The organism is Aeromonas sp. s10 (assembly GCF_040907975.1).
Lineage (GTDB): Bacteria > Pseudomonadota > Gammaproteobacteria > Enterobacterales > Aeromonadaceae > Aeromonas > Aeromonas caviae.
Window position 1 is genome coordinate 134,921 of sequence record NZ_JBFOCV010000015.1, and the last position, 13,488, is coordinate 148,408.

9 protein-coding genes and 1 riboswitch are annotated in these 13,488 nt (G+C 56.9%); of the genes, 6 read left to right on the top strand and 3 right to left on the bottom strand.

What is annotated here, in order from left to right:
- Window positions 1-6 precede the first annotated feature (6 nt).
- The 4 genes from AB5Y59_RS04560 (at window position 7) to AB5Y59_RS04575 (ending at window position 7,612) form a co-directional block, all read left to right on the top strand.
- The gene (locus AB5Y59_RS04560; RefSeq protein ID WP_368211550.1) at window positions 7-3,621 is read left to right on the top strand and encodes a transporter substrate-binding domain-containing protein; all 3,615 of its coding nucleotides are present in this window, start codon (window positions 7-9) and stop codon (window positions 3,619-3,621) included.
- Between the two features lie 310 nt (window positions 3,622-3,931).
- Entirely contained in the window at window positions 3,932-5,587 is a 1,656-nt protein-coding gene (locus AB5Y59_RS04565; RefSeq protein ID WP_368211554.1) for a LytS/YhcK type 5TM receptor domain-containing protein, read from the top strand.
- Window positions 5,581-6,309 carry a LytTR family DNA-binding domain-containing protein gene (locus AB5Y59_RS04570; protein WP_069651566.1) on the top strand — a complete coding sequence of 243 codons (729 nt, stop codon included), beginning with the start codon at window positions 5,581-5,583 and terminating at the stop codon, window positions 6,307-6,309. The genes AB5Y59_RS04565 and AB5Y59_RS04570 overlap by 7 nt, the downstream gene beginning before the upstream one ends.
- Window positions 6,310-6,418: 109 nt before the next feature.
- Entirely contained in the window at window positions 6,419-7,612 is a 1,194-nt protein-coding gene (locus AB5Y59_RS04575; RefSeq protein ID WP_045522696.1) for an MFS transporter, read from the top strand.
- Between the two features lie 72 nt (window positions 7,613-7,684).
- Here the strand turns inward: AB5Y59_RS04575 and AB5Y59_RS04580 are convergent, their stop codons facing one another.
- Window positions 7,685-8,809, bottom strand: coding sequence for a 5-(carboxyamino)imidazole ribonucleotide synthase (locus tag AB5Y59_RS04580; RefSeq protein ID WP_049636933.1), 1,125 nt, complete (start codon window positions 8,807-8,809; stop codon window positions 7,685-7,687).
- Window positions 8,806-9,315, bottom strand: a complete 510-nt coding sequence (gene purE, locus AB5Y59_RS04585; protein ID WP_029313402.1) for a 5-(carboxyamino)imidazole ribonucleotide mutase — start codon at window positions 9,313-9,315, stop codon at window positions 8,806-8,808. The genes AB5Y59_RS04580 and purE overlap by 4 nt, the downstream gene beginning before the upstream one ends.
- Window positions 9,316-9,522: 207 nt before the next feature.
- Window positions 9,523-9,701, top strand: a riboswitch (cobalamin riboswitch).
- Window positions 9,702-9,752: 51 nt separating this feature from the next.
- Here purE and AB5Y59_RS04590 point away from each other — a divergent pair.
- Window positions 9,753-11,618, top strand: a complete 1,866-nt coding sequence (locus AB5Y59_RS04590) for a TonB-dependent receptor (RefSeq protein ID WP_368211551.1) — start codon at window positions 9,753-9,755, stop codon at window positions 11,616-11,618.
- A gap of 108 nt (window positions 11,619-11,726) precedes the next feature.
- Window positions 11,727-12,515: a glutamate racemase gene (murI, locus tag AB5Y59_RS04595; RefSeq protein WP_151027497.1), complete on the top strand. Its 789-nt coding sequence runs from the start codon at window positions 11,727-11,729 to the stop codon at window positions 12,513-12,515.
- A gap of 3 nt (window positions 12,516-12,518) precedes the next feature.
- Here murI and AB5Y59_RS04600 read toward each other — a convergent pair whose 3' ends face one another.
- Window positions 12,519-13,010: an RNA-binding protein gene (locus tag AB5Y59_RS04600; RefSeq protein ID WP_029313407.1), complete on the bottom strand. Its 492-nt coding sequence runs from the start codon at window positions 13,008-13,010 to the stop codon at window positions 12,519-12,521.
- Window positions 13,011-13,488: the final 478 nt, after the last annotated feature.

Here is a 13,488-nt window from a genome sequence, read left to right on the forward strand (position 1 = left end):
ATGATAATGAGTAGAATAAAAACAACAGCATTATTTTTACTGTTTTTTTCTTACTGCTCTAATATTTTTTCGTTAGAAGGCGAGAGCACATTAGATTTCATATCAAGAGAATATGTGCAAGACCATGATCCGTTTGATATAAAGATTACATCCAGCCAGCAGGGTTGGTTGCGAAATAAGAAAGCAATTATCCTTGCAGTTTCATTACCAGACAATCCCCCCATGGATATCACCCTCAGGGCTGACATGTACGAAGGTGTAACAGCTGATGTGATAGGACTTATCCGGCGAAAGCTCGGCGTAAAGGTCGTTGTGAAAACCTTCCCAACGAGAGATGCCGCGATAAATGCTGTCAAAGATGGTCGAGCGGATTTTATCGGGTCATCTAATAACTACGAACGAGAACAGGGGCTTTTACTAACAAGAAACTATATAAATGTACTCCCAGCACTTTACAAGAACTTCAGTACTAAAACAGAAAACATAAAAAAGATTGCAATGTATCAATATTATCTACCATTTACTGAGGTAGTTAATGCTTTTCCCGGTGCAAGTATAGACTTATATCCATCGAGATATAGTGCAGTCGCTGCTGTCGCTTATGAAAAGGCTGATGCTGTATTGATAGATAAAATATCAGGTAATTATTTGACTAATAAGTTTCATCAAGATAATATTCAATTGGTAGGCTCTGTACCAATTAATATTAGCGGCTTTGCGTTTGGCGTTAATCCTTCAGAAGTCATCTTGAAGGACATTCTCGATGCTGCTGTGGCTGCTATTCCTCAAGCAAATATTGACTCAATTATCAAGCGCTGGAATGGTGGTGGCTTGTCAGTACAACCGGAAACTACTGAGCTAACGGCTGCGGAAAGGCAGTGGCTGGATAAAAAAAATAATATAAAAATTGCCTTGAATAAAGGGTTGCCGCCTCTGAGTTTTATCGATCTTCATGGCAATGTGCATGGTATAGCTGCAGATCTCATTCAAGTTATTGGCGCCAGACTGGGAGTTCGGTTTGAGGTTTTTCCAGTAACATCTACAGTGGAGCAGATATCCGACCTTGATCGTGGAGCAGTTGATCTTATTATTATGACGCCGACCAAAGACAGGCGAAAAAAGTACAGCTTTAGCCATGCATTTGCCCTTGAACCACTGGTATATGTGGTTAATGTTAAAAATAGTAATGTTAGTCCTGATGATTTGATTGCGAATGGTCGGCTTGCAGTAATCGATGGATTTATTACGACACTAGAAACGGATAAGCTGACTAAGCGGGTCAAACATAGTCAGTTATTCAAAAAGATAGAAAGCGCCCTAGATTGCATAGCCGAGGATCTATGTGATATTGCTGTACTACCGTCTAGAGTAGCCAAGTATTTCGTTAACACCTATTATCAGGACAACTTGTTGATTTCTGGAGAACTTTTTGGATCTGTTCCTATTAGTGCCAATTTCGCATCTCTGCCTTCTCAAAAAATACTTGTTAATATATTAAGTAAAGTGATTTTATCCATTCCTCCTGGCGAACTGGATAGTTTGTCAACCCGCTGGCGTGTCAGCGCAAAAAAAGAGCTAATCACTTGGCAAGATCTCTTGAGGGAATTCAGGGGGGAAGCTGCTTTGGTACTGTTATTTGTATTGGCAGCTGGCTTGTGGGGGATATCGTTACGCCGCCAAATTATACGCAGAAATCAAGCCGAGAGTGCTCTAAGAACACAGCTGAAATTTATTGAGGAGTTGGTCGACAGTACACCAAACCCTATTTATGCCCTTGATAAAATGGGGCGTATTGTTCTTTGCAATCAGCCCTATGCACAATTTTTTAATCTGGATAAATCGGATCTGGTTGGTGCCTCCATCACAAATATAACCAAGCATTCACCGTTTATCGAACCGCTGGTACAGGTTTTCCTCCATACAATGAAGAGTGAAGCTCCTATTGATGGTGACTATCGTCTGCAGCGACCTGAGGGGGTTGTGGATATCTACCATTGGCAGCAAGTATATCGTGACTTGCAAGGCGATATCCAAGGTGTCGTTGGTGGTTGGATAGATATCAGCGAGAGGACATCTTTGATGCGTGAACTGGCAAGCGCCAGCCAGGATGCGCAAGAGGCAAGTCGTGCCAAGTCAACCTTCCTCGCGACCATGAGTCATGAAATCCGTACCCCAATGAATGCCATTATCGGGTTGTTGGAACTGACTCTGCGAAAGGGAGATCTGAGTGCAAATGATCGGGAGGCCATCACGATCGCGTATCACTCCTCCCGTGATTTGCTCAGTCTTATCGGGGATATTCTTGATATATCCAAGATAGAGTCAGGCAAGCTTGAACTGGCGCCTTCCCCTCACTCAATCACCGAGCTTAGCCGCTCTGTAATCAATGTGTTTTCAGCAATAGCCCGGCAGGAAGGATTGAATTTGATCCTGACATGTCAGCAGGATCTCACTGTGATGATCGATCCTGTTCGTTATAAGCAGATATTGTCCAATCTGGTCAGCAATGCGATTAAGTTTACCCGTAAGGGAGGGGTTGAGATCGATGTGGTGCTTAAACCGGATGGCCAGTGGTGTGATGTCACCCTCAGGGTGATCGATAGTGGAATTGGTATCAGCAAGCAGGATTTGGGACGTTTGTTCCAGCCCTTTAGTCAAGCTAGCCAGCCAGCCGATATACAGAGGTCCGGTTCCGGTCTGGGTCTGATGATCAGTCGTACCCTGTGTCAGCTGATGGGTGGTGGTTTGAATATCAGTAGTGAACCTGGATTGGGCACAAGGGTTGTGGTCAGTCTTAGGTTGCCGTTGGTTGACTCGCTGTCGTATGCAGGGGCACAAGTTGAAGATGAATCTGTATTGGCGCTAGGGCAAAGAAGTCTCCGGGTCCTGATTATTGATGATCACCCAACCAACCGTTTACTGGTTAACCAGCAGCTGGCTTTTCTTGGACATCATGTAATGGCTGCTGAGTCCGGAAATTCGGCTTTGCAACTACTGGAGAAGCAGTGCTTTGATATCATCATCACCGATTTCAATATGCCGGATGTTGATGGCTTTGAGTTTACCACCCGCTATCGCCAACAAGAGCAGGATGAGGGGCGTGAAAGGGCCATCATAATCGGATTGACGGCAGATGCCCGTCAGGAGCAGATCCAGAAAGCCGTCGAAGCTGGTATGGATGATTGTCTGTTCAAGCCAGTCAGCTTGGATGAGTTGAAGGTTTGTCTAGCAACCCATGACACCAATCAGGTAACCATCACGCCACAAGAGATGGCTGACCGGTTTATGGATAAACTGAAAGCCCTGACTTCAGGCAGCAATGAACTAATGTACGCATTGTTGACCGAGTTTATTCGCGCCTCAGAAGAGGATATGCAGGTACTGACGCGGACCTGTCGTGCTGCGGACAGCCACGGATTCCTGGCCCAATTGCACCGCCTTAAGGGAGGTGCCCGCATACTGGGAGCTGACGAACTGGTGGCGTGTTGTTCCGACTGGGAGCAGTCTTCGCGTCTCCCTTGGTGCATGCCCAGTGCCTTGCGACAAGTCGAGAGTATGTATCAACAGGTGAAAGACGGGGTTAGCTATTGGACTATGGAGAACAATATGCAGGGGAAATGACCCCTGAACATCCGTTTTACGTCCAAATGGGAGTGTGCCGGTGGCTGCTAACCCCGGCCATCATTGTTATTCTTGATACCGCTATCTGCTGAAGGTGGCAGGTGGCCTGCCAAGACTTTTTCTTTTCGGTGCTGGCTCGCGGGTAATATAACAGGCTCATTTTCATGAATACCCTCTTTCTGAATAGCTTTTTGTGAAGCTGTCTGCTCCGTTGAATATGAATGGAATATGTTTACCTTGCTCCTCAAGGTTTGGGTGCTGCCTTTCACTTTTTTATGTATGAGAGACGTCAAATTTGCTGACAGAGATGATGTTGTTGGCGGTGTTCGAACGGGCGGCGCTGATGTTGATGACCCTCTTCTTCCTGACCCGTACCCGGCCGTTCCAGCGGTTGTTCCAGAAGCGGGACCACACCCCGGCCGAGCTGGTGCTGGTGGCGGCCATCTTCTGCCTGTTTGCGGTGTTCAGCACCTATACCGGCATTCCGGTGGAGGGGGCTCTGATCAACGTGCGGATCATCGCCATCATCTCGGGCGGCATCCTGTTCGGCCCCTGGGTCGGCATTCCGGCCGGGGTCATCTCCGGTCTGCACCGCTATCTCATCGACATGGATGGTCACACCTCGATCCCGTGCCTCATCGCCAGCATCATCGCCGGCCTGCTGGCGACCTGGCTGCACCTGCGTTGTCGCAAGTCGCGGCTCTGGCTCTACGGCATTCTGGCGGGGATGTTGTGTGAAGGGCTCACCATGCTGCTCATCTGGCTGCTGACCGAGCCCCATGCGGTAGGAGTGGAGATTGTCAGCCACATCGCCTATCCGATGATCGCCGGGGCGCTCTGCATCGGGCTCATCATCAAGCTGGTGCAGGATCTGGATGACGAGAAGGAGCTGATTGCCGCCAAGCAGGCCAAGCTGGCGCTCGACATCGCCAACAAGACGTTGCCGTTTTTCCAGAACATCGATCGCCACTCCCTGAGCCAGGTGTGCGGCATCATTCGCAGCGAGATTAGCGCCGATGCGGTGGCCATCACCGATACCCGCGACGTGCTGGCCTATGTGGGGGTGGGCAAGGATTACTACGAGCTGGACGAGCATCACGCCATCAGCGACATGACCCACAGAGCGGTGCTGCTGGACCAGATCATCATCAACAACGATCTGCGCCAGTATCACCTCTCCGATTTTCACTCGGTCATCATTATTCCGCTGCGGGAAAACGGCGCCGTCAGCGGCACCCTCAAGATCTACTATCGCCGCACCCACAGCATCACCAGCTCCCTCAAGGAGATGGCGGTGGGTCTCTCCCAGCTCATCTCCACCCAGATGGAGGTGTCGCGCATCGAGCAGCTCAAGGAGATGACCCGCAAGGCGGAGTTCACCGCGCTGCAGAGCAAGATCAACCCCCACTTCCTGTTCAACGCCCTCAATGCCATCTCGTCGCTGATCCGCATCCGTCCCCAGCAGGCACGCCAGCTGATCGCGAACCTCGCGGATTACCTGCGCTACAACCTCAACAAGGGGGACACCCTCATCGACATCCAGGAGGAGCTGCAGCAGGTGCGCGACTACGTGGCCATCGAGCAGGCCCGCTTCGGCGACAAGCTGGAGGTGGTGTTTGAGGTGGACGACGTGCATATCCAGGTGCCGAGCCTGCTGTTGCAGCCGTTGGTGGAAAACGCCATCCTGCACGGCATCCAGCCCCGCAGTGCGCCGGGTCGGGTCACCATCGAGGTGAAGCAGCTGGCGGGCGGCATCCGGGTCGCGGTGCGCGACACCGGCTACGGCATCAGCCAGGCGGTGATCGACGGGGTCGCCGCCGGTCGGGTGGAAAGCCGCAGCATCGGTCTGATGAACGTGCATCAGCGTGTCAAGCTGCTCTATGGCGACGGCCTGCACCTCAAGCGGCTGGAGCCGGGGACCGAAGTCTGTTTCTATCTGCCTGATCAGGAGGCAATGCCATGCTGAAAGCCATCATAGTGGAAGACGAATACCTTGCCCGCGAGGAGCTGGCCTTTCTGGTGGGGCAGCACAGCAACATCGAGATAGTGGCGAGCTTCGAGGACGGGCTGGAGGCGTTCAAGTATCTGCAGGATCACGAGGTGGACGTGGTGTTTCTGGATATCCAGATCCCCGCCATCGACGGCCTGCTGCTGGCCAAGAACCTGCACAAGTCCAGCCATCCGCCCCACATCGTCTTCGTCACCGCCTACAAGGAGTTTGCGGTGGAGGCGTTCGAGCTGGAGGCATTCGACTACATCCTCAAGCCCTACAACGAGCCGCGTCTCATCAATCTGCTGCAGAAGCTCGAACTGGCGGGCAAGTCCCAGCCCCAGGGTGCGGAGTCCGGGTTGCCACAGAACCGCACCGTCAATCTGGTGAAGGGGGAGCGCATCATCGTCACCCCCTGCGAGCAGATCTACTACGCGGAAGCCGACGAGAAGCTGACCCATGTCTACACCCGTACCGATCGCTACGTGATGACCATGACCCTCAGCGAGTTCGTCAGTCGGTTGCCTGCCGAGGGGTTCTTTCGTTGCCACCGCTCCTACTGCGTCAACATCAACAAGATCCGCGAGATAGTGCCCTGGTTCAACAGCACCTATCTCATCCGGCTCCATGACCTGCCGTTCGAGGTGCCGGTCAGCCGCAGCAACATCAAGGCATTCCGTCAGCTGATGCGGCTCTGATTGTCATTCATTCCCGCCGATCTGCATTTCATGCCTTAATCGGTCGGCGGGAGTGGCGTCTTGCCTATAGTGGCCCCAGTTTCCTTAAGGCCATTCCTCGAGACGCATCATGACCATCGATCTGAATCGCACCCGCTACCTCACCCTGTTGGGGACCATCATCACCCAGTTCGCGCTGGGATCCGTGTACACCTGGAGCCTGTTCAACGCCCAGCTTTCCGACAAGCTGGACGAACCGGTGAGCCAGGTCGCCTTCGCCTTTGGCCTGCTCAGCCTCTCCCTGGCGGTGGCCTCCTCCCTGGCGGGCAAGCTGCAGGAGCGGTTCGGGGTGCGCAACGTCACCCTGGGCGCCGGCGTGCTGCTCGGCATCGGCTTCTTCCTCACCGCTCATGCCAGCAACCTGGCGATGCTCTACCTCTGCGCCGGCATCCTGGTCGGTTTTGCCGATGGTACCGGTTACCTGATGACCCTCTCCAACTGCGTGAAGTGGTTCCCGGAGCGCAAGGGGCTCATCTCCGCCTGCTCCATCGGTGCTTATGGCCTCGGCAGCCTGGGTTTCAAGTACATCAACCTGCTGCTGCTCTCCAGCAATGGCCTTGAGACCACCTTCCAGCTGTGGGGGCTGATCGCCATGTCCATGGTGCTGGTGGGTGGCATGCTGATGAAGGATGCACCCCAGCAGGCCGCCGCCGTGCAGCAGAGCGAGAGCCGCGACTTCACCCTGGCCGAGGCGATGCGCAAGCCCCAATACTGGATGCTGGCGCTGATGTTCCTCACCGCCTGCATGAGCGGGCTCTACGTCATCGGCGTGGCCAAGGACATCGGCGAGAAGATGGTGGGCCTGCCGGCCGTGGTCGCCGCCAACGCCGTCGCCATCATCGCTATGGCCAACCTGGGTGGCCGGCTGGTGCTGGGCATCCTCTCCGACAAGATGTCCCGTATCCGGGTCATCACCATCGCCCAGTTGATTACCCTGGCGGGCATGGCGCTGCTGCTGTTCGTGCCGCTCAATGCCAACCTCTTCTTCGTGGCGGTGGCCTGTGTGGCGTTCAGCTTCGGCGGCACCATCACCGTCTACCCCTCGCTGGTGAGCGACTTCTTCGGCCTCAACAACCTGACCAAGAACTACGGCGTCATCTATCTGGGCTTTGGTCTGGGCAGCATCATCGGCTCCATCGTGGCCTCCCTGTTCGGCGGCTTCATGGCGACCTTCAACCTCATTCTGGTGTTGCTGGTGGTGGCCCTGGTGCTCTCCCTCACCATCCGCCTGCCAGCTCCCGTTGCGGCTGTCGACAGGGCCTGACCCCTCTCGATTCTCAAGTCATAAAAAAAGACCCGGGCCTTGGCCCGGGTCTTTGCATGTCAAGGGGTGGACTCAGCGCGGAGGCAGACCCAGCAGGGCGCGCAGCTGGTGCGCGGTGGCCTCGACCGCCGCCCAGTCGCGGCCAGTGACGGTGACGTGGCCCATCTTGCGGCCGGGGCGGGCTTCGCCCTTGCCATAGAGGTGAAGGTGCACCCCGGGCAGGGCCAGGGCGCCGGCCCAGTCCGGCGTGCCGTCTTGCCACAGATCCCCGAGCAGGTTGAGCAGGATGGCGGGCTGAACCTCAGCCTGTGCCGGCAACGGCAGATCGCACAGGGCGCGCACCTGTAACTCGAACTGGCTGCAACCGGCGTTGTCGATGCTGGGGTGACCCGAATTGTGGGGCCGGGGGGCCATCTCGTTGACCAGCAGTTCACCGCCGACCAAGAAGAACTCCACCGTCAGCACACCCACATAGTCGAGGGCGGCGATGATGTGCTCGGCGATGCGCTGGGCTTCGCGCTCCAGGGCGGGCACATTGGCCGGGGAGCGGGTCTGATCCAGGATGCCGCCGCTGTGCCAGTTCTGCACCAGAGGCAGGGCACTGATGGCACCGCTCGGACTGCGGGCCAGGGTGAGGGCAAACTCCCCCTCCAGTGGCAGGCGTTTTTCCAGCACGCAAGGGACACCGCTGGCGGCCAGGGCCGCTGGCAATTCGCCCGCATTGTGGATAGTCCACTGCCCCTTGCCATCGTAGCCCTCGCGGGCGGTCTTGAGGATGGCGGGGAAGAGGTCGCTGGGCAGGGCGGGCAGCGGCTCGCCGGGCAGCAGGGTCAGGTTCGGGGCGACCGGTACGCCGGCGCGGGTCAGGAAGGCTTTCTCTTCCCGGCGATCCTGACAGACACGTACTGCGCTCGCGGCCGGGCGCACCGGCTTGTACTGCTCCAGCAGGGCCAGGGAGGCGGCGGGCACGTTTTCGAACTCGCAGGTGATGGCGTCGCAGCGGCTGGCCAGATCGCGCAGGGCATCGGTATCGTCATAGGCGGCAACGATCTGCTCGTCGGCGGCTGCACCGGCGATGCTGATGGGGTCCGGGTCCAGCACGATCACCTTGTAGCCGAGACGGTGGGCAGACATCACGAAGTAGCGGCCGAGCTGGCCGCCACCGAGCATACCCAAAGTGGCGGGGGGCAGTATCATGCCGGCTCCTCCAGGGTGAGCGCCAGCACCCGGTCGCGCTCCTTGGCGCGGAAGCCGTCGAGCTGCTGGTGATAACGGGGAGCGTCGCCATCTTGGGCGACAGACAGCAGGGACACGGCGAACAGACCGGCATTGGCGGCACCCGCCTCGCCGATGGCGAAGGTGGCGACCGGCACGCCCTTGGGCATCTGCACGATGGAGAGCAGGGAATCCATCCCCTTGAGCTGGCGGGTGGGGATGGGCACGCCCAGCACCGGGATCGTGGTCTTGGCGGCCAGCATGCCCGGCAGGTGGGCTGCGCCGCCGGCGCCGGCGATGATGGCGCGCAGACCGCGATCGCGCGCACTGGCGGCATATTCAAACAGGAGATCCGGGGTGCGATGGGCGGATACGACGCGCGCTTCATAGGGCACGCCGTGCTCCTTGAGGATGCGGGCGGCGGCCTGCATCACGGGCCAGTCAGAGTCGGAGCCCATTACCAGGCCGATCATAGGGGGGGTCGTCATTACGGCTTCCTCGGATGTCAAACGTTTGCCGCATGTTACCAAAAAGCCGTGGGATCTGGCTCAACATTTCTTGTGTTTGACCCGCTCGAATGACGGTCAACGAGCCTCAAGGTACGAGAGGGGGCGAGGATCTGCGCCACTTGGCACCGACTTTGGGTAAAAACGACATTAGAAATCCAGATGGCTATACATCCAAGACGGCTCTGCCTATAATCCCCCCGCTTTGGCGCATCATGCTTAAAAGGGAATCCGGTGAGAATCCGGAGCTGGCGCGCAGCGGTAAGGGGGAACGAAGCGACATCAGGGCACTGCCGTCAGGTGGGAAGCCGTCGCCGTAGGCCATCAGCCCCCAAGCCCGAAGACCTGCCAAAGTTCGTATTTCGGGCCGAGAGAAACCGGCCACGAAGTAGATGCTTACGCGAACTTAAGGATCTCTCATGTCCAAGACATTATTGGCGGCTGCCCTGTTGCCAACGGCGGCCTTTGCCCAACAACTGACCATCCCCGTCAATCCCACCATGGTGGTGACCGCTACCCGTGTCGCCCAGCCTGCCTCCAGTGTGCTGGCTCCCGTCAACGTGGTGACCCGTGACGAGATCGATCGCCTGCAAGCCCAGACCGTGACCGACGTGGTCAAGACCCTGCCCGGCGTGGAAGTGGTCAGCAACGGCGGCCGCGGCCAGCTCAGCTCGCTGCGGGTACGTGGTGGCACCTCTTCCCAGACCCTGGTGCTGGTGGATGGGGTGCGCAGCGCCTCTCTGACCGCCGGGATGACCGAGCTCAACAACCTGCCCCTCAACCAGGTGGAGCGGATCGAATATATCCGCGGTGCACGCGCCACTATTTATGGGTCCGATGCCATCGGTGGGGTCATCAACATCATCACTCGCCCGGACCAGGGGACCAATCAGCACAAGTTCAACCTGGGCGCGGGCTCCCACAAGCAGCGTCAGGCCGCCTTCAGCAGCGCCAGCCAGGTGGGTGATGCGGGTCAGATCAAGGTCGCTGGTGGTTTCGATGACGAGACCGGCTACAACGTGCATCCCATCGTCGGGGTGAACGATGGCGACAAGCATGGCCACCGGGGCTACAACGCCATGGTGGATTATCAGCAGGCGCTGGCCAGCAACTGGGATCTGTTCGGTACGACCCGTTGGTTCCGCAACATTGCCCAGTACGACAGATCCTCTGCCGCTTCCGCCTGGGGCCCGGCGTTTCATCAACGCAACGAGACCTGGACCGAGAACCAGAGCTACCAGCTCGGCTCCCGCTATCATGACGAGCGCTACCTGAGCGAACTGCGCGGCGCCTTCTCCAAACAGGATGCCTACGACTACCCGGATACCAGCGGCCGCGATCAGTCCGCTGATCGACTCTATACCCGTCAATACACCCTGAACTGGGTCAACAGCGTCAAGTTGGACGAGAGCTGGACCCTGGGGGGCGGCGCCGACTGGCAGCGCGACATGCTGGACGATAGTTCCCGCTCCTCTGGCGTCGCCTTCCCGAGTGACGCCGATGAGCGTGACAACACCGGGCTCTATGCCCTGGCCCAGTTTGACAACCAGGTCTGGCAGGCCGAGCTGAGCGGTCGCAGCGATGACAACGAGCAGTTCGGACGTCACAACACCTGGCAAACCGGCGCTGGCTGGCGCTTCGTTGAGGATTATCGGCTCAGTGCCCGTTACGGCACCGGTTTCCGTGCCCCCTCCTTCAACGATCTCTACTACCCGGGGTCCGGCAATCCTGATCTGAAGCCGGAAGAGTCGAAAAGCCACGAGTTGATGCTGGACGGACAGACCGCTGGTGTGGAGTGGCGCTTGACCGGTTATCGCAACGACTTCGAGCAGATGATCCAGTGGGCACCGGACAGCCAGGGCATGTGGACGCCGCAAAACGTCGGCAAGGCGCGGATTGAAGGGGTTGAGCTGGAAGGGGAGTTCGAGACCGGCTGGCTGAGCCATCGCGTTTCCGCCGAATACAAGGATCCCAAGGACAAGGTCACCGACAAGCAGTTGCAGCTGATCTCCCGCAAGGGGGCCAAGTGGGTGAGCCAGGCGCAGTGGCAGCAGTTCGATGGCTCCCTGAGCTGGATCTACCAGGGTGAGCGTTATGGTGACGCGGCCAATGCCACCCAGCTGGGCGGTTACAGCGTGTGGAACCTGGCGGTGGGCTATCAGGTTGCACCGTCCTGGAAGATCTCCGGCAAGATCAGCAACCTGCTGGACAAGGAGTACCAGACCTCGGTGGGTTACCCGGCTGACGAGCGTGCCTACTATGTGACGGTGGACTACGCACTCTGATCCCCTTGTCTGGATCTGAAAAATCAGGGGCCCTGCCATTGGCAGGGCCTTTTCTATTGGCGCCGGGCGGGAGTATGATCGCGGCCTCGCATTCAAGGGGGAGCTCAGGTGGCCAATATTCTCGTGTTCGACTCCGGTATGGGCGGTCTGACCGTCTATCGGGAGATCCGTCGCGCTCTGCCGGAGCACAACTATTTCTACAGTTTCGACAATGCCCACTTTCCCTATGGCGAGCTGAGTGAGGCGGCCCTCATCGAGGCTTGTACCGGACTGGTCAGCCACATGGTGGCCGAGCACGCCATCGATCTGGTGGTGATCGCCTGCAATACCGCCAGCACCATTGCCCTGCCATCCCTGCGTACCGCACTCAGCATTCCCGTGGTCGGCGTGGTCCCCGCGATCAAGCCTGCCGCCGCCCTGACCCGTAACGGCTACATCGGTCTGCTGGCAACGCCCGGCACCGTCAGCCGTGACTATACCCATGAACTCATCGCCCAGTTCGCCCCGGGCAAGCATGTGCTGCTGAAGGGGGCAACCGAACTGGTTATCGAAGCCGAGCGCAAGCTGGCGGGGTTGCCGGTCAATATGGCCCTGCTCAGAGAGGTGCTCGCAGACTGGATGGAAGGGGAGGAGAGGCCGGATACCCTGGTGCTGGGATGTACCCACTTCCCCTTGCTCAACGAAGAGATCAAACAGCTGATGCCGGAATGCCAACTGGTCGATTCGGGTCTTGCCGTGGCAAGGCGGGTGGCGCATCTGCTGGCGACACTGCCGGTCCAGGCGCCTGGCGAGGGGACGGGACGTGCCTACTGCACGCGACTGGATGCAGGGGCCCAGAAACTGACAGCCCCCTTGCAAGCTTGGGGGCTGTCGTCACTCGAAGAGGTGGTGTACTGAATATCAGGCGTCGACGTCGTTGACGTCCTTCTCATCCCGGTCCCGCTTGTCATTTGCTTCACGCACTTTCAGGGTGCGCTGCTGATACTCCTTGTCATTGAGCGCGGCGATGGCCTTGGCCGCATCGGCGACAGGCATCTCCACAAACCCGAAGCCCCTGCGTTTGCCGGTGGCCTTGTCCTTCATCAGACGAACTGACAGTACCTGACCTTGCTCGGCAAAGAGTTCGCGCACCGCAATCTCGTTGGCGCGATAGGGCAGGTTGCCTACATATAAGGTACAGGTCTCCTGGCTGGTTGCCTGTTCGAGGGCGGTTGCAGGCGCACGGTTAAGGAAGAGCGGTACCACGAAACCGCCAATGGCCAGACCGGCGGCAAAAATGACTTCGACTTTCAGAGAGAACTGCAGGGCCTGGGCAACCAGATAGCCGAGCAGCGCCAATACCAGAGCAAGAACTGCTGCCTGCACATAAACGGGAAACTTGGATAAATTCATCTTTAAAGACCTTTTGTAAATGAAAGCAAAAAAGGTGCAACACTCTATTCACCTTCATGGTAACCAGCTTTACGACCAGACGCTACCATGGACCACTTGAGGTAAATTATCCGCTTCAGTATGGCATTCCTTCAGCCAGGAAGATCCTGATAAATGCCAATAAAAGAGGGCTGAAATCATCAGCTTGTGGACAACATTGTATATATACACTGGGTAAGTTGTTTCTAACTGGATAATTTGAAGTTTCCGTGACTTTCTTCAAAAATTCCCTTGTCATCGCAATCGGCCTCCCTATAATGCGCCCCTACCAGCACGGCGGAACACGTCGAACTGATGAGCTCGCTTCCTTGTGAAGCCAGCGCCGAAAGAAAAGCGAAAACAACCGCTTGACTTTCGAAGTGAGGCGCGTAAGATGCGCCTCCTCAACGCGATAAGCGTGACGCTCTTTAACAATTTGAATCAAGCAATCTGTGTGGGC